This is a genomic window from Ancylobacter dichloromethanicus, from assembly GCF_018390645.1.
In the GTDB taxonomy this organism is placed as follows: domain Bacteria; phylum Pseudomonadota; class Alphaproteobacteria; order Rhizobiales; family Xanthobacteraceae; genus Ancylobacter; species Ancylobacter dichloromethanicus.
Map to the genome: position 1 here is coordinate 122,268 of NZ_JAHBGC010000052.1, position 22,377 is coordinate 144,644.

Sequence of the window (22,377 nt, forward strand, 5' to 3'; positions counted from 1 at the left end):
CGCCGGATGCCTTCGCCGAGCTACGGCGCCCGCCAGGCCGCGCCTTCAACGTCGCCCGCCCCCGCATGGCGCGACAACCGGAAGATCTGAGAGATGACGACCCCCGCGCTTCCCGCCCCCGCGCTTCCCGCCTATGACCGCGCCCGCCTGACGCCGGGCATCGTCCATATCGGTCTCGGCAATTTCCACCGGGCCCATCAGGCGGTTTATCTCGACGACCTGTTCGCCCTCGGCGAAAGCCATGACTGGGCCATCATCGGCGCCGGCGTGCGCCCCGCCGACGCGGCGATGCGCGACGCGCTGAAGGCGCAGGACTGCCTGTCCACGGTCATCGAACTCGACCCCGAAGGCCGGCGCGCCCGCCGCATCGGGGCGATGATCGACTTTCTCCCGGTCGAGAGCGGCAATGGCGCGCTCATCGCCGCCATGGCGAAGCCGGAAATCCGCATCGTCAGCCTTACCGTGACCGAGGGCGGCTATTTCATGGATTCGGCCGGCCGGCTCGACACCGGCGCGGCCGCCATCCGCGCCGACGCGGCAAATCCCGCGACGCCGGAAACCGCGTTCGGCGCCATTCTCGCCGCCTTGAGGGCGCGCCGCGCCGCCGGTGTTGCGCCCTTCACCGTCATGTCGTGCGACAACCTGCCGGGCAATGGCAATGTCACCCGGCAGGTGGTGGTGGGGCTGGCGCAGCTTTCCGACCCCGCCTTCGCCGCCTGGGTCGAGGCCAATGTCGCCTTTCCCAATGGCATGGTCGACCGCATCACCCCCGCCACCGGCGAGCGCGAGCGCGCCATGGCGGCGGCATTCGGGCTTGACGACCCGGTGCCGGTGACGTGCGAACCCTTCCGCCAATGGGTGCTGGAGGATCATTTCCCCGCCGGCCGCCCGGCGCTGGAGAAGGTCGGCGTGGTCTTCACCGAGCATGTGCACGCCTATGAGGCGATGAAGATCCGCATCCTCAATGGCGGCCACGCCATCATCGCCTATCCCGGCGGGCTGATGGACGTCGCCCTCGTCCACGAGGCGATGGAGGAGCCGCTCATCTCCGCTTTCCTCGACAAGGTGGAGCGCGAGGAGATCATCCCTATCGTGCCGCCGGTGCCGGACACCGACCTGAACGCCTACTACACCGTTATCCGCGAGCGCTTCGCCAACCCGGAAGTGGCGGACACGGTGCGCCGGCTCTGTCTCGACGGCTCCAACCGGCAGCCGAAATTCATCGTGCCCTCGATCCGCGACAACCGCGCGGCCGGTCGCCTGCCCACGGGGCTGATTCTCGAATCCGCGCTGTGGTGCCGCTATTGCGCCGGGACCACAGACAGCGGCGCGGTGATCGAGCCGAACGATCCGAACTGGGACGCCTTGACGGTCCGGGCCCGTGCGGCCAAGGAAGACCCGGCGGTCTGGCTCGCGATGAGCGAGGTCTATGGCGAACTCGGCCAGGATAGCGAACTTGTGGCGGCTTTCGCGGCGGCGCTCGACGCGCTATGGGCGAAGGGAGCGCGGGCGGTCCTGACCGACTATCTCGCGGGTTGAGGCTGAACTCCCCGGAGATTTCTCCATGTCCGCACCTGCCACCTCCTCCCTGCCGGTCCTCCTCTGCGCCGGCGAGGCGCTGATCGACATGGTGCCGCGCCAGACGCCGGAAGGGCGGGCCTTTCTGCCGCTGCCCGGCGGGGCGGTGTTCAACACCGCCATCGCCGCCGCCCGGCTCGGCGTTTCCACCCGGTTCTGGTACGGCCTGTCGAACGACATGTTCGGCGAGCAGCTCCGCGCGGCGCTCGACGCGGCCGGCGCCGACGCCAGCCTGTGCGCGCCGGTCGATCGGCCCTCCACGCTCGCCTTCGTCACGCTGGACGAGGGGCAGGCGCGCTATCTCTTCCTCGACGAGAATACCGCCGGCCGCATGCTGACGCCGGCCGACATTCCCGATCTTCCGGCGGAAGTCGGCGTGCTGTTCTTCGGCGGCATCAGCCTCGTCAATGAGCCGGTGGGCTCGGCGATGGAGGCGCTGGCGGCGCGCACCGCGGCGGACGGGCAGGGACGGCTGATCATGCTCGATCCCAATATCCGCCCCGGCTTCATCCGCGACGAGGCCACCTACCGCGCCCGAATCTTCCGGCTGATCGGCCTCAGCCATGTGGTCAAGCTCTCCGACGAGGACCTGTTCTGGCTCACCGGACCCGGCGAGATCGCCACCCAGGCGGAGCGGGTCCGCGCCATGGGCCCGCGCCTCGTGCTGATCACGCTCGGGGCGAAGGGCGCGCGCGCCTTCGGCGAGGGGCTCGACGCCACCGCGCCGGGGCAGGCGGTGACCGTCGCCGACACGGTGGGGGCGGGCGACACCTTCAACGCCGCTTTCCTCTGCGCGCTGATCGAGCGGGGGCTGGCGAGCCCGGCGGCGCTGGAGGCGCTCTCCGCCGAGGTGCTCGGGGCGGCATTGTCCTTCGCCGTCCGGGCGGCGGCGATTTCGGTGACGCGGGTCGGCGCCAACCCGCCCTCGCGCGCCGAGGTGACGGACACGCGCTGACGGCGGCCGACGCCCTCTTTCCCGGAACCCGCCGCTCGCGGGCGGCGTTGAGCCTGACAGGCAAACGGGAGGAGAACGCGATGACCCCCAGCCAGGCCGTCCCCATGACACCCGACGCTCCGACGGCACCCGAAGTGCCCGGCGTGCCGCCGATGCCCGGGATCAACCCGGTGCCCGATCCGGCGCCGATTCGCGACCCGGTGCAGCCGCCGGTGCACGATCCCGACGTGCCGGGCATCCGCGACCCGATCCCTCCTGACGTGAGCGATCCGCCGCCGGCGCCGCCGCCACCCCGCCGAGAGGGGCTGATGGCCGCCTCGATCCCGACGGCGCCGCCGCCCCGCGAGCCGCCGCCGGATCGTCCCCGGCCCGGCATCGACGAGCCGGTGATGCCGCCCGATCAGGATCCCGACATCACGCCCGACGTGGAGGAGCCGGCCGACGAGCCGGTTGCGCCGCCGATGGATCTGCCGCCACGCGAGCCGATGCCGCCACCCGCGCCGCTCTGATCTTTCCGAACCAATTCTTCCGCAAGAGCGGGAACGTTGCCGCAGGACAATGTGTTCTTTCCGTACGGGGCGGACGAATTCTCTCGTCTGCTCCATCGAGCTACCGAAAGTGCCCATAAATACCATTCGGCAAGGAGGAATTTACCATGGGTCTGTTCTCAAAAGACATCAAGACCATGGACGATCTGTTCGTTCACACGCTTCGCGACATCTATTATGCGGAAAAGAAGATCGCCAAGTCGCTGCCAGACATGATCGAGAAGGCGACGGACCCGCAGCTCAAGGCGGATTTCCAGAAGCACCTGTCCGAGACCGAGGGTCACATCCTGCGCGTCGAGGAAGTGTTCAAGATGCATGGCGTCGAGGCCAAGGCGGTCACCTGCCCGGCCATCGACGGCATCATCGACGAGGCCGAGGAAGTCTCGGGCGAAGTCGCGGACAAGCAGGTGCTGGACGCGGCGCTGATCGCGGCCGGGCAGGCGGTGGAGCACTACGAGATGACCCGCTATGGCACGCTGATCGCGTGGGCGAAGCTGCTGGGTCGTCCCGACTGCGCCAGTGTCCTCGCCAAGAATCTCGAAGAGGAGAAGAACGCCGACGCCAAGCTGACCAAGCTGGCGGAAGCGCGGGTCAACCTGCACGCCGCCGAATAACCCGCGCGCGCGCCGGCGCCGGTGCCTGCGACTTTCCCCGCAGCCACCGGCGCCAGCCGCGGCGCGGCATTGGAGGTTTTCATGCCAGCCAAATCGAAAGCCCAGCAGATGGCTGCCGGCGCGGCGCTCTCCGCCAAGCGCGGCGAGACTCCGAAAAACGAGCTTAAGGGCGCCTCGAAGTCGATGGAGAAATCCATGACCGAGAAGGAACTCGACGAACTCGCCAGCACCCGGCGCAAGGGCAAGCCCGAGCGCGTGGAGAAGTGAGCCCCCGGCGAACGCGACACGCGGAGCAACGCCGCGCCGTCGCGTTCGCTTCAGTCCTTGTCGTCTTTCTTCTTGCCGGTAGGGCTCTTGTCCTTGCCGTTGGCGCGCCGGCGATTGGTGAAGCGGGCATTGCCGAGCCCGGTGCCGATGGTGAGCACGCCCCAGCGCTCAACATCCTGCATGTTCGGCACTTCGCCAAGTCCCTGCACGACCGCGTCATTGTGCATCAGCACCGTGGTCTCTCTGCCGCCGATGGAGGGAATCGCCTCCCACAGTGCCGCCGGCAGGTTAAAGCGTGAGCTTTCCCAGTTGCCGGGCAGGTTCTGCGCTCCATTCTCGATCGCGCCGTCGCCGCCGATCGACCCGGGGCAGCCGACGCCGATGAACGGGGCGAGGCGCAGATCGTCCTTCTCGGCCTGCCTGATCAGCTTTTCCAGCATGCCGGCCAGCTTTCCGATCGCCTCCTCCCGGCTCGGCTCCTCGTCGCCGTGGCGCCACAGCTCGAAGCTGCGCACGCGGGTCTTGGACAGATCATCTTCCTTGTCGAGATTGAGCTTGACTATGCCGCAGCGGATGTTGGTGCCGCCGATGTCAATGGCAAGGATGTGGTCGAAGCTGGCGAACATCCAGCTCGGGGCGAGATGGGCGGCGCCGATCAGCCCGGCCTCGTCGGGGTCGTGGCGTATCGGCCGCAATTCGATGTCGATGCCCCCGGCCCGTGCCAGCAGTTCCGTCCGCGCCACCGCGATCTCGGCGAATCGCCCGGCCTTCAGCCCGCCGCCGATGACGATACGCTCGGTGTCGCGCCATTCCTTGCTGCGCAGCAGCCGGCGAAGCACGGCGAAAAGCTCGCTGGCATATTCCTCGATGGCGCTGTGGATGATGGCCTGCTCATGCGGCTTGCCCTCGGCCAACGCCTTGTCGATTACGGATTTGGAGAGTTCGGCGGTCGGCGTCTCCCCGAGCACCGACAGCTTGCGGTCCCCGAGATCGCGCCAGCGGTCGAAGATTTCGAAGAAGGCGGCGCGCCGGGCGCGGTCGCCGACGAAGCCGTTCTCGTCGCGAATCCGGGCATTGAAGCTGTCGACCGTCACGGCCGTCAGCGTCGCGGCGCCGTGGACCGCCATTTCGGGCGGCGCCTCCCTGGTCTTGTGTTCCGCGCTCCCGGTCTGCGCTGCGCTCTTGGCCATTCCTGTGCGTTCCATTCGCTCTCGCTTCATCGTGTCGAGAACGAATGATGGCGACCAGGCGTTCCATCGCCCGGCAGGAAGATGGTAGGGCGTGATCAGGAGCGCTTGCGGCGAGCCGGCGGCACTGGGGCAGGCGCCGGCGTCTCGGTGATGGTCGCCCCCGCACTGGCCTTCTTGGCCTTTGCCGCCTTCGGCTTCGCGGCGGCTTCCGGGGCCGGCTCGGGCGTCGTCTCGGGAGCGGCTTCGGATACCGATTCGGGAGCGGCCTCTGCCGCTTCCGGCTCCGGCAGGCCATCCTCCTCCATCACGATCGCGACGGCGCGGAACCAGTGTTCTCCATCGCGACCATGGGGATAGCCGTCCTGTTCCCAAAGCCGGTAGGCCCATTCACGGATACGCGTCTCTCGCTCGCTCATGGTGGATCCTCTGCAACAGATGGTCCAGCGTGAACCTTCCGGCACCGCTGCGCTACAGCAAAGGTGCCGCACTGCGATGAAAAGCAGAAGACGGAAGACTACGTGCGGACGTTTCGTCGCGGTGAGGCGAGGCGGCGTCTTCAGTCGCGCAGGCTGCGATAGGCGCCCTGCAGGGTTTCGAAGGCGTTGAAGCGGCGCTCGTGCCACGCGCGGGTCTGGGCGCTCGGCGGGTAGACCGCCTCGATCTCCGACATGGCTGACATCGCGCTGGCAAAGCTGTCGTAACGGCCGGCGGCGACCGCGCCGAGAATCGCCGAGCCGAGCAGCACCGGCTCGGGCGAGGCGGTGGCGGCGACGTTGACCTGTGCCGCGTCCGCCAGCACCTGGCGCACCAGCGCGCTTTGCCCGGCGCCACCGGACACGACGACGGTCCGGGTGCGGGCGCCCCTGGCGGCCTGCGCGTCGAGGATCTGGCGCAGCCCGTAGCCGATTCCGGCCAGCCCGGCCATATAGAGCCCGACCAGGCTGTCGAGCCCCTCATCCATGCCGAGCCCGGCAACGATGCCCCGCGCCAGATGGTCGGCGAAGGGCGCACGGTTGCCGAGGAACTCCGGCACCACATGCAGCGTGCCGGCGAGTTCGGCGATGGCGCCTGCGCCACCCGCCTCCTCGGCACGCTGGGCGAGCCACGCATTCAGGCCCTGTCCCTCTGCGCGCGCGAGTTCCAGCGCCTGCGGCGCGGCGGGGTGCAGCCGCACCAGCCGGTCGATGGCGGCGCCGGCCGCCGACTGGCCACCTTCGTTGAGCCAGAAATCCGGCACCATGGCCGAACGATAGGGACCCCAGACGCCGGGCACGAAGGCCGGTTCGGTAGTGGTCAGCAGCGTGCAGGCGGAGGTGCCGAACACATAGGCCATGCGGTCCAGCACGTCGCCGCTGCCGCCGCGCGCACCCACCGTGCCGATGCCGCCGGCATGGGCGTCGATGAGGCCGGCCGCCACGGCCGTGCCGGGGGCGAGGCCGAGTTCAGCCGCCGCCTGCGCCGTCAGCCCGCTGCCGAGCGGCGTGCCGGCGGCGACGATCTCCGTGCCGATACGGGCAAAGCCTTCATCGGCCAGCGCGCCGAGGCCGATCGCGCGGAAATAGCCCTCGTCCCACCGCTGCTCATGGGCGAGATAGGTCCATTTGCAGGTGACGGTGCAGACCGAGCGGGCGAGGCTGCCGGTCGCCTTCCAGGTGAGGAAGTCGGCGAGGTCGAGAAACTGCCAGGCGCCGGCGAAGCTGGCGGAAAGTTCCTCGCTCAGCCAGAGCAGCTTCGGCGTTTCCATCTCCGGCGAGATGGTGCCGCCGACATAGTCCAGCACCGGGCTGCCCAGCGCGTTGATGCGGTCGGCCTGGCCGGTGGCGCGGTGGTCCATCCACACGATGATGTTGCGCGCCGGGTCGCCGTGACGGCCGACCGGCAGCGGCCGGCCGTCCGCGCCGAGCACGACCAGCGAGCAGGTGGCGTCGAAGCCGATGCCGGCGATGTCACGCGGCGCGAGGCCGGCCACCGCGAGCGCTTCTTTCACGCAGGCGCAGACACAGGCCCAGATGTCGTCGCTCGATTGCTCGACGATGTCGCCCGGCTCTTTCCACATGCGGATATCGCGCCTGGCGACGGCGAGCTGGCGGCCATCGGCATCGAAGATGCCGGCGCGCACGCTGCCCGTGCCGACGTCTATTCCCGCGAAGCACCCGCCCATGGCCTAGAGGTCCGTTCCGTTCGGCACGATCACCAGATCGCGAATGGTCACGTTACGCGGCCGCGTAAGCATGAAGATGACGCAGTCCGCCACTTCCTTTGCTTCCATCAGGGCACCGGAGGCAAGGGCCTCGTCAAGCTTGGCCTGCGGCCAGTCCTTGATGAGGGCGGTCACCACCGGGCCGGGAAGCACCGCGCCGACACGGATTCCGTGGCGGGCCACCTGCCGGCGCGTGGTGTGGACGAAGGCCTGCACGGCGAATTTCGAGGCCGTGTAGATCGGCTCCCACACCACGGGCACCACGCCGGCGATGGAGGAGGTAAAGATCACGTCGCCGCTCCTGCGTTCCACCATGTGCGGCAGCACCGACTGCACGGTACGGAAGGCGGCGTTGATGTTGAGGTTCAGTACCCGGTCCCACACATCCGGGTCGCCTTCCACCACGTCGCCGCCGACATAGGCACCGGCATTGGCGTGGAAGATGTCGAGCCGACCGCACTTTTCCAGTATCTGCGGCAGCATGGTGGCGACGCTTTTGGGGTCGAGCAGGTCGACCACCACCGGCACCGCGCTGGGGCCGAGTTCCGCGCACAGCGCGGCCAGCGTGTCGGCGGCGCGGTCGACCAGGGCGACGGTGGCGCCCTCGTCGAGCATGGCGCGGGCGCATTCGAGGCCGATGCCCGACGCTGCGCCGGTGATGGCGGCAACCTTGCCTTCAAGCCGGTTTGCCATGTGAGACTCCGATGGGGTTGGCAGGCGCCCGATCGAGCGGGCGGAAAAAGCTCGTCCTTTCCCTCTTCCCGCTGGGGAGAGGTGGCCCGCGAAGCGGGGCGGCGAGGGGGCATAGCTGCCGAGCTTGTCAGCGAGCTGCCCCTCACCCCAACCCTCTCCCCGGCGGGGAGAGGGAGCAGGGCGCCGGATCAGCCCGGCATCACGATCTGCAGCTTCACGTCGCTCCCCAGCCCCTTGGCCGCGCGCTCGAACGCCTCGATGCTCTGCGCGAAGTCGAAGGTCTCGGAAATCAGCGGCTTGAGGTCGACCTTGCCGGAGGCGATGAGGTTCACCGCGCGGTCGAAATTGTTGGCGTAGCGGAACACGGTCTCGATCCGTGCTTCCTTGATGATCGCCGCCGCCACGTCGAATTTCGTGGGCTCCACCGGCATGCCGACCAGCACCAGCGTGCCGCCGGGGCGAACGATGTCGAAGACATCATCGAAGGCGCGCGGGCTGCCGCTGCACTCGAACACCACATCGGCGCCCCAGCCCTCGGTCTCCTCAGCCACCACCTGCGCCAGCGGGCGCTCGGAGAAGTTCACCGGATGGATGCCCGGATACTGGCCAGCGATGGCGAGCTTGGGGGCGGAGTGGTCGGAGATGTAGACGCGCGAGCAGCCCCCCGCCAGTGCGGCCAGCGCCGTCATGATGCCGATCGGGCCGCAGCCGATGACCGCCCCGACATCGCCGGGGGTGATGCGCGCGCGGGTCGCCGCCTGCAGGCCGACCGCGAAGGGCTCGACCATGGCACCTTCCGCGAAGGAGACGTTGGCGGGCAGCTTGTAGGTGAAGGCGGCAGGGTGGACGACCTCGGGAGTGAGCACGCCATGGATCGGCGGCGTCGCCCAGAACCGCACATCGGGATCGACATTATAGATGCCGAGCTTGGTGGCGCGCGAATTCATGTTCGGTACGCCCGGTTCCATGCAGACCCGGTCGCCGACCCTGAGGGTCTTCACATTGGCGCCGACCGCCGTGATGGTGCCGGCGGCCTCGTGACCGAGCACCATGGGCTCGCGCACCACGAAGGAACCGATGGCGCCGTGCGTGTAGTAATGCACGTCGCTGCCGCAGACGCCGACCGTGTGGATGGAGATCTTCACGTCGTCCGGGCCGACCTCCAGCGGGAGGTCGATGTCGCGAAGGGAAAGCTCGCCCTTCTTTTCGAGAACCAGTGCCTGCACCATGGGGCGTGTCCTGCTGGAGTTGTTCGTCGTCGGGTACGCTCAGAGCGCGAGGCCGGCGGCGTCGAAGAGATAGATGTGGGAGGGGTCGATGCCGAGCGTGAGCGCATCACCCGGCTTGAGGTTGGGCCGGCCGGGGGTCAGTGCGATGATCGGCTCGCCCTCCGAGCGGGCATAGAGCTGGGTCGAGCCGCCGAGGCTCTCGGCGAAGTCCAGCGTCAACGCCAGCACCGGATTGCCGGTGTTCACGGTCAAATGCTCGGGCCGCAGGCCGACGGTCACGGCGTCGCCGACCTTGGCCCGCGCGGCGGCTGGCGTGTCGAGGGTGAGCCTGCCGCCGGCGAAGGTCGTGTGCTCCAACGCCAGCGTGCTCCCGGTGACGGCGGCGACCTTGGCGTTGATGAAGTTCATCTTCGGCGAGCCGATGAAGCCGGCGACGAAAATGTTGGCCGGCGTGTCGTAGAGCTCGGTCGGCGAGCCGATCTGCTCGACCAGCCCGGCGCGCAGCACCACGATGCGGTCGGCCAGCGTCATCGCCTCCACCTGGTCGTGGGTGACATAGACCATGGTGGCGCCGAGCGCCCGGTGCAGTTTGGCGATCTCCACCCGCATCTGCGAGCGCAGCTCGGCATCGAGATTGGACAGCGGCTCGTCGAACAGGAACAGCTTGGGGTGCCGCACGATGGAGCGTCCGATGGCGACGCGCTGGCGCTGGCCGCCGGAAAGGGCGCGCGGCTTGCGCTCCAGCAGCGCTTCCAGCTGAAGAATGCGCGCGGCTTCCAGCACCTGCGCCTTGATCTCGGCCTCCGGCTTCTTGGCCATGCGCAGGCCAAACGCCATGTTCTCGAACACGCTCATATGCGGGTAGAGCGCGTAGGACTGGAACACCATGGAAACCTCGCGCTTGGCGGGTTCTTCATAGGTCACGTCCCGGCCGTCGATATAGAGCTCGCCCGAGCTGACATCCTCAAGGCCGGCGATCATGCGCAGCAGCGTGGACTTGCCGCAGCCCGAGGGACCGACGAACACCACGAACTCGCCCTTGGTGGCCTCGAAGCTGACGCCCTTGATAACGGAAGCGTCGCCGTAGTTCTTCTTTATGTTGTCCAGTCGCAGGAAAGTCATCGTGCAGTCTCCAGAGTGGCCGGCCGCGAGGGCCCGGCGGCCGTCCATCAGCTCGTGAGCAGCGCGTTGGCGCAGCGTTCGTCCGTCACCAGTCGTTTCACATAGCCGGCCCGCAGGATCGCCCGCACGATCGGCACCTTGTAGAGGCCGCCCGAGGCGAGGATCGAATGGCGCACCGGCTTCACCTCGTGCGGCGCCAGCGAGAGCACCCGCTCATTGAGCGGGTGGTCGACCGGGCGTCCCTCGGCGTCGAGGAACATGCCGAGCAGGTCGCCCACCGCGCCGGCGGCGCGCAGGCTGTCGATGCTTTCCGAGACCGTCTGCGTCTGCACCAGCAGCGAACGCGTCGTCATGTCGCCGCAGGAGAGCAGCGCCACGTCGACGGTGCGCGCGCGGCGCATGGTCTCGCTGATTCCGTGATGCGAGAGCAGCATGGTGCGGCTCTCCGGCGTGGGGAAATAGAGCGGCGCGGCGAGATAGTAGCACTCCGCCGAGATGGCGCGGGCATAGCCGGTGGCAACCTCGAAGGTGCTCGACCCCGAGCCGCGCGTGAGCCCGCCCATGACCGAGGTCACCCAGCTCTCCGCCATCGGGCGGGCGGTGACGCGCTTCAGCCCGGCGGCCAGCGTCTTGCCCCAGCCGACGCCGAGGCCCATGCCGTTCTCCAGCAGCGTGTCGAGCAGGCCGCCGGCGGCCTCGCCGATGACGCGCTGCTGCTCGCTCTCGTCCGGCAGCGAGGGCACAACGGTGACGTGATCCAGCCCATAATGGGCCTTCAGCTTTTCTTCGGCCTCGATGCAGTCGGCCATGGGCAGGCGGATGTCGATGAACACCGAGCCGTCCGAGCGCACCTGACCGAGGATCTTGTTGATGCGCAGGCGCGTCAGGCCGAGCTGGTCGGCGATGTCCTGCTGGGTAAGCCCGCCGATGAAATAGAGCCAGGCGACCCGCGCGCGGATCTGCGCCGCATCGGTTTCCACCGTCCCCACCGGCCTGCCGCGCTCCCGCCCACCGCCATTCATCGCATTCCCCTCAGGCCAGCGCCTGCTTGAGGCGCGCGCAGCTCGTCTCCAGCGCGTTCAGGATCGACGCGCTGTCCTCCTCGAAGGGATAGAACACTTCGAGGAACACCGGCTTCGGCGCGATGCCGGTGCGGCGCATGAGGGCGGCGGCCTCCACAGGATCGACCTTGCCGGGCACGGTGAAGTCCCAGTGCCGGTCGAGCAGGAAGTCGGTCTGCTGAATATGGACGGCGGTAATGACGTCGCCCAGCCCCCGGAACCACGGCTCCATGTTGCCATGGTCCTCGCCATAGAGCGGGGCGAACGTGCCGTGCCCCCAGTCGACGCAGAGCCGCCACGGCACGGCGCTGTCCGCCGTGTCGCTCATCATCTGCCGCGCCTGGTCGACATTCCACGGCCATTCGCGGCGCAGCGGCGTCGGTTCGACGTAAAGCTCGGCGAGCCCCTCGGCGGCGGCGCGCTCGCCGAGCCGATGCAAGCGGGTGATGAGTTCGCCGTAATCGGCTTCGTCCAGAGCCTCCGCCTCGCTGCCGTCGAGCCGGGCTGGGATGGCGCCGAGCGGGCCGCCGACGCGGGGAATGCCGGCCAGCGCGGCGAAGCGATAGGCCCGGCCGAGCCAGTATTCGGCATAGTTGCGCACCGCCGGGTCGGGATGCAGCAACTGGTTGAAGCTGTAATGGGCGAGGCCGATGAAGGCGCTGTGGATGGTGATGCCGGCGGCTTCCGCCATCCGCCTTATGTCGCTCGCGTGGCGGTCGACGATGGCGTCCGGCCACATCGGGTCGACGAGGTCGAGCGAGAACTGCACGAGGTCGAGCCCGAGCCGCTCGCGCACGACCGCCGTCCACAACTCCGGCGTCACCCAGCGCTTGGTGCAGAAGCCGAGATTGATACCGAAGGGGATCGGCGCGTGCGTCGTCGCGTCGTTCACTTGGTGGCTCCCATGGTCAGGCCGCGCACCATGTGGCGGGAGACGATGAGCGCGAAGATCGTCACCGGCAACACGATAACCGTGCCGGTGGCCATGATCTTGCCCCAGGGCAACTCGTAGCCGGACATGAAGCTGGTGGCGACGACGGGTGCGGTCTGCACGTTGCGGCGGGTCAGCACCAGCGCGTAGAGCAATTCGTTCCACGAGAAGATGAAGGAGAAGATCGCCGACACCGCGATGCCCGGCGCGCCGAGCGTCAGATAGATCTTGCGGAAGATGGTGAACTGGTCGGCGCCGTCGAGCCGCGCCGCCTGTTCGAGGTCGGCCGGGATCGACTTGAACTGGTCGGTGACGATCCACACCACGATCGGCAGTTGGAAGGTGAGGTAGATCAGGATCAGCACCAGATGGGTGTCGAGCAGCCCGGTCTGGATCGCCAGCAGGTAGACCGGCAGCGCCAGTACGATCGGGCTGATCATGCGGTTGGAGATGAACCAGAACCACAGGTCCGACTTGCCGCGGAACTCGTAGCGGGCCAGCGCGAACGCCGCCGGGGCGCCGAGCAGCACGGCGAGCAGGGTGGAGAAGGTCGCCACGATCAGCGAATTGATGATCGCCCCGCTCACCTTGGTGTCGGCGAAGATCTCGGCGTAGTTCTGCAGTGTCGGGGTGAACAACCACACTGGCGGCGAGGCGAGGATGTCGCCCTGGGTCTTGAAGCTCGCCGCCACCATCCAGAGGAACGGGAACAGCGAGAACACGACGACCGCCGTCAGGCCGAGGGCGTGGAATATCTTGCTGGACGAGATGCGCATCAGTGGACCTCGCGGTAGAGCAGGCGGATGTAGAGCCGGCTGATGATGATGGTGAGGATCAGCAAGAGGATCGCCTGTGCCGAGGCGGTGCCGAGATCGAAGATGCGGAAGCCCACGCGCTGGATGTAGATCGAGATCAGGTCGGTGGCCGAGCCCGGCCCGCCGCGGGTCATCACGAACACCATGTCGAACAGCTTCAGCACGTCGGCCGAGCGCAGGATCATCACCGCGGTGAGGCCGGGCAGCAGATAGGGCAGCTGCACATGGCGCAGCAGGGCGAGCTTCGACGAGGTTTCCAGCCGCGCGGCCTCCTCGATCTCGCCCGGCACCATCGACAGCCCGGCGAGGAAGATGAGGGCGCAGAACGGCGTCCATTGCCACACATCCATGATGGCGATGGCGGCGAAGGCGCCGTCGGGAGTGGAGAGCCAGTCGATCGGGCCGAGGCCGAGAAAGCCGGCGAACTGGTTGGCGACACCGAAATCGCGGTTGAAGATGAGGCGACCGATGAGGCCGACCACGGCGTAAGTCGTCGCGAGCGGGACGACCAGGGTCACGCGCGCCAGCGACTTCAGCAGCCCCATGCCCGGCTTGTGCAGCAGCAGCGCGATGACGAGGCCGAGCACCACCTGGATCGGCAGCACGGTGACGTAGAACTTGGCGGTGAGGAACAGCGACGACCAGAAGGTGCTGTCGCTCAGCACGTTGGCGTAGTTCTCGAAGCCGATGAAGGGGAAGCCCTCGCGCGGCCGGGTGATGTTGTAGCGGCGGAACGAGGTGACCAGCGCGAAGAGGGTCGGGTAGATGCCGATCAGCAGCAGGGTGAGCACGGCCGGCGCGAGGAACAGCGCCGGCGTCCAGCGGCCATAGCCCCGGTTGGGCTTCCGTCGTGCGGCGGTCGTCGCGGCGTCGCTCATGGCGTCTTCCCTGTGGCGTCGTTCTGGTGCGGTATCCGGGGAGGTTTTCCCGGTCACTCCAGATTCGTATGGTTGGCGCGCATCTGCGCCGGCGTCACGCCCAGCCGCTCGCGCAGGCCGAGGATGAGGATTTCGAACAGCACGTAAAGCGCGCCCTCATAGAGCGAACCCATCGGCAGCACCGAGGTGACGGCGGCGCCCTGGTCGCTCGCCATGGTCTGTGCCGGCACGGTCAGCACGGCGTCGGCGCGGGCGGCGGCGGCGCCGGCCGGTTCGGCCGTCACCACCAGCGTACGGGCGCCGGCGGCGCGGGCTTCGCCCATCAGCGCGGCGACGGTGGAGAAGTCGCCCGGCCCGGCGGAGACGACGAGCAGGTCGCCCGGCCCGACCGGCGGCGTGGTCATGTCACCCACCACGGCCGCCTGGCGGCCAAGATGGTACAGGCGCATGGCGAGGCCCTTGATCTGCAGGCCCTCGCGGCCGACGCCGTAAAGCGCGATACGCCCGGCGTCGGCCAGTTCGGCGATGGCGCCGTCCAGCTCGTCGCTGCGCACCTTGTCGAGGCAGGCGCGGATCTCGTCGAGGGCGCGGGCGTGAAGCGTTGTCATGTCATTGGCTTTCGCAGGCTTCGAGGCCTGAATTGCCTCCGAGCATCGTCATCCTGAGGTGCCCGGCGAAAGCCGAGCCTCGAAGGATGTTCATCCGGGTATGGCAGGAGGAGCCTCTTTCGAGGCTCGCTGCGCTCGCACCTCAGGATGACGGTGCTTTTCGGTCTCGGGAGAAGGGGGCGGATACCGCTTCGCGGGTTGCGGCATCCGCCCGGAGGCCGGCGGCGCGGGAGAGAGGCCCCGCCGCCGGCTTCAACTCACTGAAGGAGCTTCTTCTTGCCGTCGTAATAGCCTTCCTTGTCGAGGATGGCTTCCATGCGGGTGCCGATCTCCTTGGCGCCGCCTTCGACGGTGACTTCGCCCAGCATCATCTTGGAACCCCACTCGGCGACGATCTCGGAAATCGCCGGCCAGGCCGGGAAGCGCGGGCGATATTCGGGCACGCCGGCCTGCCAGGAGGCGACCATCGGCTCGACGAACTTGTAGGTCGCCTTGATCTCCGGGTCGTCATAGACCGCCATGCGGCCCGAGACGCCGCCAGCCTCGACATAGGCCTTGGCGATCTCTTCCGACGTCGCCCACTGGATGAACAGCCAGGTGGCCTTCTGCTGCTCGGGGGTCGCCTGCGCGGCGACGGCGAGCGAGAAGCCGCCGAGCGCGGGCAGGCGGCCGGCGGGACCGGCCGGCTCGGGCGCCACGGCGAGGCAGTCGCCGAGCTTGGAGGTCGCGGGGTCGGCCAGCGTGCTGTAGAAGGCCGACCACTCGGTGATCATCGCCACCTGGCCCTGCGCCAGCGCGTTGACCGACTCGGCGTGGTCGAACGAGACCACGCCCGGCGGCTGGTACTTCAGCAGGTCCTGGCGGAACTGCAGGCCGGCCTGGCTCTCCTTGCTGGAGAGGTTCGACTTGAACTCCTTGTTCAGCAGCGAGCCGCCGAACGGCCACAGGAAGCGCATGAAGCTGTCGGCCGACTGGGTCTCGCCACGGCGCGACTGCAGAGCATAGGCATACTGGTTCTTCGAGGCGTCGGTGAGCTTGGGACCGTAGACGGTCATCACCTCTTCCCAGGTCGCCGGCGGCTTGTCGAAGCCTGCTTCCTTGAGCTTGCAGGAATTGTAGAACAGCAGGCCGGAATAATTGTCGAAGGGCAGGCCGTACACGGTGCCGCCCCACGAGCCGAACGCTTCCAGCAGCAGCGGGAAGAAGCCGTCGAGCTTGAGGTTCGGGTCGGTGATCGCCTTGTCCTTGGCGAGTTCGTCGACGGGCACCAGCCAGCCATTCTCGGCGAATTCGCCGATCCAGACGAGGTCGACCAGGGCCATGGTAAGGTCGCCTTGCGAGGTGAAGTTCAGCACTTCCTTCTCGCGCGCGTTCTCGTACGGGACGATCTCGTAATTGACCTTGATGCCGGTCTTCTTCTCGAATTCGGGCAGCAGCTTGATGATGGCGCGGTAGCCCGGACGGTCGAGGAAGATGCCGTTGACTTCAGTGCCCTTCAGCGGCTTGGCCGCCTCTTCGAGCCAGTCGGCCATGGCGGCGGCCGGCATGGCCGCCGTTGCCGCCGCGAGGGCGGCAACGCTGGCGCAGATTTTCAATGCACGCTTCATGGTTTCCTCCTGAAATGGCGCAGCGCCACGGTGCGGGCGAGGCCGATCTGCGGACGGCTCAAACCGTCTCTGGTCTTGGCGGCGGTGCGGGCCAACCGGCGCCGCGCCTTTCCGCAGATGTGCCGGACCTGCCGGCCATACCCTCACTTCCGGCGCTTTTCGAGAAGCCGGGCGCCGACGACGCTGCCGTCATCGACGAGGAAAGCGATACATTTGTAATCTGAAATATGCAATAGCATCGAGGGTCGGTTAAGGTGGCCGATGCGTGGCAGTCAACAAGTGTGGAGACGGACAGGATGGCAGCGGGGCATGAAGAAGGAACCGAGCCGCTCCTCGCCCGGCAGGCCGTCGCCGAGAAGCTCGCGCGCGGCGCGGGGACGCGGGCGCGCAAATTCTTTCTTCAGCGCGACACGCTGCACCCGGAGCTGAAATCCGCCTCCCAGGACCTCGTTAGCGAGGCGGACCGCAGCATCGAGACGTGGCTGCGTCGCGCCATAAACCGGCATTTCCCCGGCGATGGAATTGTCGGCGAGGAAGAGGCCGCGACTGAGGGAACGTCGGGGTTTGTCTGGGTGATCGACCCGATCGACGGCACCATGCCGTTCCTCGTCGGGCAGCCCAACTGGACGGTGTCGATCGGCATCGCCCGCGACGCCGAACCGGTAGTGGGCGTCGTCCATGCGCCGATGCTGCGCGAACTTTATTCCGCCGTCTCCGGTGGCGGCGCCCGGCTGAACGGGCGCGCGCTGGCGATGAACCCGGACTGGACCATTGCCTCGACGACCATCGGCTTCGGCGCCACCCAGAAGGCCTCGGCGCAGGAGGCCGGCGCCTTCGTCGAGGGGCTCTATCGCGGTGGCGGCGTGCTGTTCCGGGTCGGCTCCGGTGCGCTGATGCTGGCCTATGTCGCTGCCGGCCGGCTGGCCGGCTATTACGACCCGACGCTGCATTGCTGGGATTGCTGGGCCGGCATGGTGCTGGTGCGCGAAGCGGGCGGGCGCGTCACCTTCGAGGGCGACTTCAGCCGTCCCGGTTCCTTGTGGGCCGGCAACGCCACGGTCCACGCCGAGCTGAAGCGGCTGAGCGGGCGCGGATAGTCTCCGGCGGGCATGGCGGCGTTGCGCATTCGGTTATCTGCACTTCGAGCAGGGTCAATCAAGCCGCGCGCTGGTCGATAGGCTTCCCCAGCGGTGCCGGTCCTTCGGCATGATCGCCAACAGAGGGAACAGCAATGATTTCACGCATTCTCGTGACTTGCGTCGCCTTGTCCGCAACGCTCATGTCGTCTTCCGCTTTCGCCGTGGACCCGGCTTCCTGTGCGAAGCCGAGCTTCTCGGATGTCGGCTGGACCGACATCACCGCCACCACGGCGGTCGCGAACGAACTCCTGACCAATCTGGGCTACGAGCCGGACGTCGCCGTCCTCTCCGTCGCCATTACCTTCAAGGCGCTGGAGAATGGCGACCGCGACATCTTCCTCGGCAACTGGATGCCGTTGCAGGAGCCGACGCAGGTACCGCTGGTGAAAGCCGGCAAGGTCGAGGTCGCCGCCACCAATCTGGAAGGCGCGCGCATCGGTTTCGCGACTTCCAAGGCGGCCTATGATGCCGGCCTGAAGACCTATGCCGACATCGCCAAGTTCAAGGACAAGCTGCAGGGCAAGCTCTACGGCATCGAGGCCGGCAGCGGCGCCAACGCCACCATCTCCAAGATGATCGCTGACGACACCTTCGGCCTGAAGGGCTTCGACCTGGTGGAATCCAGCGAGCAGGCGATGCTCTCGCAGGTCGGCCACCGCATCAAGCAGGGCGAGCCGGTGGTGTTCTTCGGCTGGCGGCCGCACCCGATGAACGTCAATCTGCCGATCGAGTATCTCGCCGACGGCAACGACGTGTTCGGCCCCAAGGATGGCGGCGCGGAAGTGCTGACCCTGACCCGGCCGGGCTATTCCAAGGAATGCCCGAATGTCGGCAAGCTGCTCAAGAACCTCGTCTTCGACGTGGCGATGGAAGATCGCCTGATGAGCGACATCCTCGACAAGGGCATGCAGCCCGACGCGGCGGTGAAGGCGTGGATGAAGGAAAACCCGGCCACCGTCGACAAGTGGCTCGACGGCGTCACCACCCTCGACGGCAAGCCCGGCGCGGCGGCGGTGAAGGCCGGCCTCGGCCTCTGAGCATCTACAGGCGTTGACGGCGCGCCACTGACGGGGGCGCGCCGAACTGCCGCCGGAACGCCCGCGACAGCGAGGCGATGGCGGAGAATCCGGTGCGCTCGGCGATGTCGGCGATCGGCAGGTTGGTGTCGAGCACGAGGCGCCGCGCCGCCTTCAGCCGCAGCGTCACGTAATAGGCGCCGGGCGACAATTCGACCGTCTTCAGGAACAGCGTCTCCAGCGCCCGCGTCGAGACACCCACCCGCCGGGCGATGGCGGCGATGGTGAGCGGGCGGTCGATATGGGTCTCCATCAGCCGGATCGCCTCGGCCACGCGCGGCTCGTGCTGGCGGATGCGGCCGAGCGAGACGATGGGCTGCACGTCCGAGCCGGTGCGCACCTCTTCATAGATGTACAGGCTGGCGACATCGAGCGCGGTGGAATAGCCGTGCCGGGCGCGGATCAGCGCCAGCATGCAGTCGAGCGCCGGCGTGGCGCCGCCGGTGGTGAACACCGGCTCGTCGATCACGAAGCGGTCGGGCTGGACGTCGGTCTCGGGGAAACGGGCAGCGAAGTCCTCCAGATCCTCCCAATGGGTGGTGGCGCGCCGTCCTTCCAGCAGCCCGGCGAAGCCCATCAGCCACGAGCCGGACTCGATGCCCCCGGTGGCCACCGAGCGCTTGGCGCCGGCGCGGATCGCTTTCAGGATCGGCGAGGTGGCGAAGCGGGTCGCCTCGAAGGCGGCCACCACCATCAGCACATCCTGCGGCGCGCCCGCATCGAAGGCGCCGTCCACCGGGATCGGCAGGCCGCAACTCGCCGCCGGCATGGTGCCGTCCATCGACACCAGCTTCCAGCGGAACGCCGGCCGTCCCAGCACGCGGTTGGCGCCGCGCATCGGGTCCAGCGTCGCCGCCAGCGAGAGCAGCGACAGGCCGGGGAACAGCAGCAGGGTGACGTCGAGCGGATCGTCGGAAGGAGCAAAGATCATCGCTTCGCAGAATGAAAAATGGATTGCGCAAATAGTTGCGTCACGACTTCGCTTTGCCGTCAAGCTCCTCGCATCCTTTGTGGAGTCCTGACATGCCCTTGTCGATGAATCGCGACATCTTCATCACCTGCGCCGTCACCGGCGCCGGCGACACCACGGCCCGTTCGGCCCATGTGCCGGTGACGCCGAAAGAGATCGCCGACAGCGCCATCGACGCGGCGAAGGCGGGCGCGGCGGTGGTGCACTGCCATGTGCGCGACCCCGAGACCGGCGCCGCCTCGCGCCGGCTCGACCTCTACCGCGAGGTCACCGACCGCATTCGCTCGGCCGAGGTGGACGTGGTGCTGAACCTCACCGCCGGCATGGGCGGCGACCTCGTGTTCGGCAATGTCGAGGCGCCATTTCCGCTCAACGAGAAGGCCACCGACATGGCCGGCGCCACCGAGCGGGTCGCCCATGTCGCCGCGTGCCTGCCGGAAATCTGCACGCTCGACTGCGGCACGATGAACTTCAACCTTGGTGACTATGTCATGACCAACACGCCCTCCATGCTGCGCGAGATGGCGCGGCAGATGACGGCGCTGGGCGTGCGGCCCGAGATCGAGGCGTTCGACACCGGGCATTTGTGGTTCGCGAAGCAACTGGCCGAGGAAGGACTGATCGAGGACCCGGTGCTGATCCAGCTCTGCATGGGCATTCCCTGGGGCGCGCCGGACGACCTCAACACCTTCATGGCGATGGTCAACAACGTGCCCGCCGGCTGGACCTTCTCCGCCTTCTCCATCGGCCGCAACGCCATGGCCTATCCGGCGGCGGCGGTGCTGGCGGGCGGCAATGTCCGCGTCGGGCTGGAGGACAATCTCTACGCCGGCAAGGGCCAGCTCGCCACCAACGCCGTTCTCGTCGAGAAGGCGGCGACGGTGGTAACGAACATGGGTGCCCGCATCATCGGCCCGACAGAGGTGCGCGAGAAACTCAAGCTGGTGAAGCGCTGAGGAGGCGATGATGACCGCGACCGTCGGGGCGCTCGCCCCCATCTCCCGCGCCGCCTGCGTCGGCGGCGGCGTCATCGGCGGCGGCTGGATCGCCCGTTTCCTGCTCGCCGGCATCGACGTGAAGGTGTTCGACCCGCATCCCGCAGCGCAGCGCATCGTCGCCGAGGTGCTGGCCAATGCCGAGCGCGCCTATGGAATGCTCACCGGCGCGCCACTGCCGAAGCGCGGGCGGCTGACCTTCTGCGCCAGCGTGGCGGAGGCGGTGGCGGACGCGCAATGGGTGCAGGAGAGCGTGCCCGAGCGGCTCGACCTCAAGCGCCGCGTGCTGGCCGAGATCGACGCGGGGGCCCCGGCGGAAGCGCTCATCGGTTCCTCGACCTCCGGCCTCAAGCCGAGCGACCTGCAGGCGGGGCTGGCCCATCCCGGACGGCTGTTCGTCGCCCACCCCTACAACCCGGTCTACCTGCTGCCGCTGGTCGAGATCGTCGGCGGCGCGGCGACGACACCGGAGACCATCGCCCGGGCGAAAGCGGTGCTGGACGCCATCGGCATGAAGGGCGTCGTCATCGCCCGCGAGATCGAGGCCTTTGTCGGCGACCGGCTGCTGGAGGCGCTGTGGCGCGAGGCGCTGTGGCTGATCAAGGACGACATTTGCGACGTCGAGACGCTCGACGATGTGATCCGCTATTCCTTCGGCCTGCGCTGGGCGCAGATGGGCCTGTTCCAGACCTACCGCATCGCCGGCGGCGAGGCCGGCATGCGCCATTTCCTCGCCCAGTTCGGCCCCTGCCTGCAATGGCCGTGGACCCGGCTGACCGACGTGGTCGATCTCGACGACGCGCTGGTGGAGAAGATCGGCGGGCAGTCGGACGCGCAGGCGGCAGGGCTTTCCATCCGCGAACTGGAGCGCATCCGCGACGAGAACCTCGTCGGCATCGTGCAGGCGCTCAAAGCCGGGCAGGGCGGCGAGGGCTGGGGCGCGGGGCGGCTCTTGAAGGAGTTCGAGCAGCGGCTATGGGCGCAGGCGGGCGGCGGCGCGCCGGCCCCCGACCCCACCGCGCCGCTCGAATTGCTGGAAATCCGCGTCTCGCCGGCCTGGATCGATTATAACGGCCATATGACCGAGCACCGCTATCTCCAGGTGTTCGGCGACACCAGCGACGCGCTGCTGCGCCTGATCGGCGTCGACTTTGCCTATGTCGAGGCCGGGCACAGCTATTACACGGTGGAGACGCATCTGCGCCATCTCGGCGAGGCGCGGCTTGGCGAGGCGCTGACCTGCACGACGCAGGTCCTCGCCGTCGACGACAAGCGCCTCCATCTGTTCCACCGGCTGTTCGCCGGCCCCGAGCGCCGCGAGATCGCCACCGCCGAATACATGATGCTGCATGTCGACAGCAGGGCCGGCCGCTCCGCTCCGGCGCCCGAACATGTGCTCGCGAAGCTGCGCGCGATCGCCGACGCCCATGCAAAGCTGGAAACACCCGCCGCCGTTGGCCGCGCCATCGGCCAGAAAACCCGGCTGGCGGCGCCGGTTTGACCGCGTCGCTCCAAAAATACCGTCGAAACCCGCCCGGCCGCGGGAACACCCTGCCGGTCCGCGCGTTTTTCCCGCGTCTTTAGCTGGGGCTATGGGAGAGACACATGGAAGACGCACAGATTGGCTGGATCGCCGCCATCATCATTGGCGGTCTGGCGGGCTGGATCGCCTCGGCGATCATGAAGACCGGGACCGGGATATTCCTCAACATCGTGCTCGGCATCATCGGTGCTGCGGTGGCCAGCTTCCTGTTCGGGTTCATCGGCGTCGGTTTCGGCGGCTGGCTCGGCTATCTGGTGGCAGGTATCGTCGGTGCCTGCATATTGATCGGGCTGGTACGCGCGATACGAAACTGACGCGGCGCTGCCGCCATCGCCATGAACAGGGCGCGCTCCATCCG

At 67.9% G+C, this 22,377-nt stretch carries 25 protein-coding genes; 11 read left to right on the forward strand and 14 right to left on the reverse strand.

What is annotated here, in order from left to right; genetic code table 11:
* The first annotated feature begins 93 nt into the window (after positions 1 to 93).
* The 5 genes from KHC23_RS21710 to KHC23_RS21730 all read left to right on the forward strand — a co-directional run bounded on the left by KHC23_RS21710 (position 94) and on the right by KHC23_RS21730 (position 3,962).
* A complete protein-coding gene (locus KHC23_RS21710) occupies positions 94 to 1,539 on the forward strand; it encodes a mannitol dehydrogenase family protein (protein WP_213375686.1) in 1,446 nt (481 codons plus the stop codon).
* Between the two features lie 25 nt (positions 1,540 to 1,564).
* On the forward strand, positions 1,565 to 2,533 hold the full coding sequence (locus tag KHC23_RS21715) for a carbohydrate kinase family protein (RefSeq protein ID WP_213375688.1): 969 nt from the start codon (positions 1,565 to 1,567) through the stop codon (positions 2,531 to 2,533).
* A gap of 80 nt (positions 2,534 to 2,613) precedes the next feature.
* Positions 2,614 to 3,042, forward strand: coding sequence for a hypothetical protein (locus KHC23_RS21720; RefSeq protein WP_213375690.1), 429 nt, complete (start codon positions 2,614 to 2,616; stop codon positions 3,040 to 3,042).
* 146 nt (positions 3,043 to 3,188) lie between these two features.
* Positions 3,189 to 3,695: a YciE/YciF ferroxidase family protein gene (locus tag KHC23_RS21725; RefSeq protein WP_213375692.1), complete on the forward strand. Its 507-nt coding sequence runs from the start codon at positions 3,189 to 3,191 to the stop codon at positions 3,693 to 3,695.
* 81 nt (positions 3,696 to 3,776) lie between these two features.
* Positions 3,777 to 3,962 carry a DUF3008 family protein gene (locus KHC23_RS21730; protein ID WP_213375694.1) on the forward strand — a complete coding sequence of 62 codons (186 nt, stop codon included), beginning with the start codon at positions 3,777 to 3,779 and terminating at the stop codon, positions 3,960 to 3,962.
* Positions 3,963 to 4,012: 50 nt separating this feature from the next.
* Here the strand turns inward: KHC23_RS21730 and KHC23_RS21735 are convergent, their stop codons facing one another.
* From KHC23_RS21735 to KHC23_RS21790, 12 genes are all read right to left on the reverse strand, one after another.
* Entirely contained in the window at positions 4,013 to 5,152 is a 1,140-nt protein-coding gene (locus KHC23_RS21735; RefSeq protein ID WP_213375695.1) for an ROK family protein, read from the reverse strand.
* 95 nt (positions 5,153 to 5,247) lie between these two features.
* The gene (locus KHC23_RS21740) at positions 5,248 to 5,568 is read right to left on the reverse strand and encodes a DUF2934 domain-containing protein (protein ID WP_213375697.1); all 321 of its coding nucleotides are present in this window, start codon (positions 5,566 to 5,568) and stop codon (positions 5,248 to 5,250) included.
* A 140-nt stretch (positions 5,569 to 5,708) separates the two neighbouring features.
* The gene (locus tag KHC23_RS21745; RefSeq protein ID WP_213375699.1) at positions 5,709 to 7,313 is read right to left on the reverse strand and encodes an FGGY-family carbohydrate kinase; all 1,605 of its coding nucleotides are present in this window, start codon (positions 7,311 to 7,313) and stop codon (positions 5,709 to 5,711) included.
* A gap of 3 nt (positions 7,314 to 7,316) precedes the next feature.
* The gene (locus tag KHC23_RS21750) at positions 7,317 to 8,045 is read right to left on the reverse strand and encodes an SDR family oxidoreductase (RefSeq protein ID WP_213375701.1); all 729 of its coding nucleotides are present in this window, start codon (positions 8,043 to 8,045) and stop codon (positions 7,317 to 7,319) included.
* A 188-nt stretch (positions 8,046 to 8,233) separates the two neighbouring features.
* A complete protein-coding gene (locus tag KHC23_RS21755) occupies positions 8,234 to 9,271 on the reverse strand; it encodes an NAD(P)-dependent alcohol dehydrogenase (RefSeq protein WP_213375894.1) in 1,038 nt (345 codons plus the stop codon).
* Positions 9,272 to 9,313: 42 nt separating this feature from the next.
* A complete protein-coding gene (locus KHC23_RS21760) occupies positions 9,314 to 10,396 on the reverse strand; it encodes an ABC transporter ATP-binding protein (RefSeq protein WP_213375703.1) in 1,083 nt (360 codons plus the stop codon).
* A gap of 47 nt (positions 10,397 to 10,443) precedes the next feature.
* The gene (locus tag KHC23_RS21765; protein ID WP_213375704.1) at positions 10,444 to 11,418 is read right to left on the reverse strand and encodes a sugar-binding transcriptional regulator; all 975 of its coding nucleotides are present in this window, start codon (positions 11,416 to 11,418) and stop codon (positions 10,444 to 10,446) included.
* 10 nt (positions 11,419 to 11,428) lie between these two features.
* Positions 11,429 to 12,349, reverse strand: coding sequence for a sugar phosphate isomerase/epimerase family protein (locus tag KHC23_RS21770; protein WP_271188560.1), 921 nt, complete (start codon positions 12,347 to 12,349; stop codon positions 11,429 to 11,431).
* The gene (locus tag KHC23_RS21775) at positions 12,346 to 13,164 is read right to left on the reverse strand and encodes a carbohydrate ABC transporter permease (RefSeq protein WP_213375706.1); all 819 of its coding nucleotides are present in this window, start codon (positions 13,162 to 13,164) and stop codon (positions 12,346 to 12,348) included. Before KHC23_RS21775 ends, KHC23_RS21770 begins: the two co-directional genes overlap by 4 nt.
* A complete protein-coding gene (locus tag KHC23_RS21780; RefSeq protein ID WP_213375708.1) occupies positions 13,164 to 14,081 on the reverse strand; it encodes a carbohydrate ABC transporter permease in 918 nt (305 codons plus the stop codon). Before KHC23_RS21780 ends, KHC23_RS21775 begins: the two co-directional genes overlap by 1 nt.
* Positions 14,082 to 14,134: 53 nt before the next feature.
* Positions 14,135 to 14,689, reverse strand: a complete 555-nt coding sequence (locus KHC23_RS21785) for an SIS domain-containing protein (protein ID WP_213375710.1) — start codon at positions 14,687 to 14,689, stop codon at positions 14,135 to 14,137.
* Between the two features lie 257 nt (positions 14,690 to 14,946).
* Complete coding sequence (locus KHC23_RS21790) at positions 14,947 to 16,296, reverse strand: ABC transporter substrate-binding protein (protein WP_213375711.1); 1,350 nt, start codon at positions 16,294 to 16,296, stop codon at positions 14,947 to 14,949.
* On the opposite strand from KHC23_RS21790, the gene KHC23_RS21795 reads away from it, so the two are divergent.
* The gene (locus KHC23_RS21795) at positions 16,284 to 16,520 is read left to right on the forward strand and encodes a hypothetical protein (RefSeq protein ID WP_213375712.1); all 237 of its coding nucleotides are present in this window, start codon (positions 16,284 to 16,286) and stop codon (positions 16,518 to 16,520) included. The genes KHC23_RS21790 and KHC23_RS21795 overlap by 13 nt on opposite strands.
* 72 nt (positions 16,521 to 16,592) lie before the next feature.
* Positions 16,593 to 17,393, forward strand: a complete 801-nt coding sequence (locus KHC23_RS21800; RefSeq protein WP_213375713.1) for an inositol monophosphatase family protein — start codon at positions 16,593 to 16,595, stop codon at positions 17,391 to 17,393.
* 58 nt (positions 17,394 to 17,451) lie between these two features.
* Here KHC23_RS21800 and KHC23_RS24715 read toward each other — a convergent pair whose 3' ends face one another.
* A complete protein-coding gene (locus KHC23_RS24715; protein WP_271188565.1) occupies positions 17,452 to 17,577 on the reverse strand; it encodes a hypothetical protein in 126 nt (41 codons plus the stop codon).
* Between KHC23_RS24715 and choX the strand changes: the two genes are divergently transcribed.
* A complete protein-coding gene (gene choX, locus KHC23_RS21805; RefSeq protein WP_213375714.1) occupies positions 17,528 to 18,472 on the forward strand; it encodes a choline ABC transporter substrate-binding protein in 945 nt (314 codons plus the stop codon). The two genes, KHC23_RS24715 and choX, sit on opposite strands and share 50 nt — an antisense overlap.
* A 4-nt stretch (positions 18,473 to 18,476) precedes the next feature.
* On the opposite strand, the gene KHC23_RS21810 is transcribed toward choX, so the two are convergent.
* On the reverse strand, positions 18,477 to 19,442 hold the full coding sequence (locus KHC23_RS21810; RefSeq protein WP_213375715.1) for a GlxA family transcriptional regulator: 966 nt from the start codon (positions 19,440 to 19,442) through the stop codon (positions 18,477 to 18,479).
* A gap of 92 nt (positions 19,443 to 19,534) precedes the next feature.
* Between KHC23_RS21810 and bcoG the strand changes: the two genes are divergently transcribed.
* From bcoG to KHC23_RS21825, 3 genes are all read left to right on the forward strand, one after another.
* Positions 19,535 to 20,437, forward strand: a complete 903-nt coding sequence (gene bcoG, locus KHC23_RS21815) for a 3-dehydrocarnitine:acetyl-CoA trimethylamine transferase BcoG (RefSeq protein WP_213375717.1) — start codon at positions 19,535 to 19,537, stop codon at positions 20,435 to 20,437.
* 10 nt (positions 20,438 to 20,447) lie between these two features.
* Positions 20,448 to 21,977, forward strand: a complete 1,530-nt coding sequence (locus KHC23_RS21820; RefSeq protein WP_213375719.1) for a carnitine 3-dehydrogenase — start codon at positions 20,448 to 20,450, stop codon at positions 21,975 to 21,977.
* Positions 21,978 to 22,081: 104 nt separating this feature from the next.
* Positions 22,082 to 22,333, forward strand: a complete 252-nt coding sequence (locus KHC23_RS21825; protein WP_213375721.1) for a GlsB/YeaQ/YmgE family stress response membrane protein — start codon at positions 22,082 to 22,084, stop codon at positions 22,331 to 22,333.
* Positions 22,334 to 22,377 lie beyond the last annotated feature (44 nt).

Coding starts and splice junctions, on each gene's coding strand:
- KHC23_RS21710 (WP_213375686.1), top strand. CDS start 94: ATGACGACCCCCGCGCTTCCCGCCCCCGCGCTTCCCGCCTATGACCGC.
- KHC23_RS21715 (WP_213375688.1), top strand. CDS start 1,565: ATGTCCGCACCTGCCACCTCCTCCCTGCCGGTCCTCCTCTGCGCCGGC.
- KHC23_RS21720 (WP_213375690.1), top strand. CDS start 2,614: ATGACCCCCAGCCAGGCCGTCCCCATGACACCCGACGCTCCGACGGCA.
- KHC23_RS21725 (WP_213375692.1), top strand. CDS start 3,189: ATGGGTCTGTTCTCAAAAGACATCAAGACCATGGACGATCTGTTCGTT.
- KHC23_RS21730 (WP_213375694.1), top strand. CDS start 3,777: ATGCCAGCCAAATCGAAAGCCCAGCAGATGGCTGCCGGCGCGGCGCTC.
- KHC23_RS21735 (WP_213375695.1), bottom strand. CDS start 5,152: ATGGCCAAGAGCGCAGCGCAGACCGGGAGCGCGGAACACAAGACCAGG.
- KHC23_RS21740 (WP_213375697.1), bottom strand. CDS start 5,568: ATGAGCGAGCGAGAGACGCGTATCCGTGAATGGGCCTACCGGCTTTGG.
- KHC23_RS21745 (WP_213375699.1), bottom strand. CDS start 7,313: ATGGGCGGGTGCTTCGCGGGAATAGACGTCGGCACGGGCAGCGTGCGC.
- KHC23_RS21750 (WP_213375701.1), bottom strand. CDS start 8,045: ATGGCAAACCGGCTTGAAGGCAAGGTTGCCGCCATCACCGGCGCAGCG.
- KHC23_RS21760 (WP_213375703.1), bottom strand. CDS start 10,396: ATGACTTTCCTGCGACTGGACAACATAAAGAAGAACTACGGCGACGCT.
- KHC23_RS21765 (WP_213375704.1), bottom strand. CDS start 11,418: ATGAATGGCGGTGGGCGGGAGCGCGGCAGGCCGGTGGGGACGGTGGAA.
- KHC23_RS21775 (WP_213375706.1), bottom strand. CDS start 13,164: ATGCGCATCTCGTCCAGCAAGATATTCCACGCCCTCGGCCTGACGGCG.
- KHC23_RS21780 (WP_213375708.1), bottom strand. CDS start 14,081: ATGAGCGACGCCGCGACGACCGCCGCACGACGGAAGCCCAACCGGGGC.
- KHC23_RS21785 (WP_213375710.1), bottom strand. CDS start 14,689: ATGACAACGCTTCACGCCCGCGCCCTCGACGAGATCCGCGCCTGCCTC.
- KHC23_RS21795 (WP_213375712.1), top strand. CDS start 16,284: ATGCACGCTTCATGGTTTCCTCCTGAAATGGCGCAGCGCCACGGTGCG.
- KHC23_RS21790 (WP_213375711.1), bottom strand. CDS start 16,296: ATGAAGCGTGCATTGAAAATCTGCGCCAGCGTTGCCGCCCTCGCGGCG.
- KHC23_RS21800 (WP_213375713.1), top strand. CDS start 16,593: ATGGCAGCGGGGCATGAAGAAGGAACCGAGCCGCTCCTCGCCCGGCAG.
- choX (WP_213375714.1), top strand. CDS start 17,528: ATGATTTCACGCATTCTCGTGACTTGCGTCGCCTTGTCCGCAACGCTC.
- KHC23_RS24715 (WP_271188565.1), bottom strand. CDS start 17,577: ATGAGCGTTGCGGACAAGGCGACGCAAGTCACGAGAATGCGTGAAATC.
- KHC23_RS21810 (WP_213375715.1), bottom strand. CDS start 19,442: ATGATCTTTGCTCCTTCCGACGATCCGCTCGACGTCACCCTGCTGCTG.
- bcoG (WP_213375717.1), top strand. CDS start 19,535: ATGCCCTTGTCGATGAATCGCGACATCTTCATCACCTGCGCCGTCACC.
- KHC23_RS21820 (WP_213375719.1), top strand. CDS start 20,448: ATGACCGCGACCGTCGGGGCGCTCGCCCCCATCTCCCGCGCCGCCTGC.
- KHC23_RS21825 (WP_213375721.1), top strand. CDS start 22,082: ATGGAAGACGCACAGATTGGCTGGATCGCCGCCATCATCATTGGCGGT.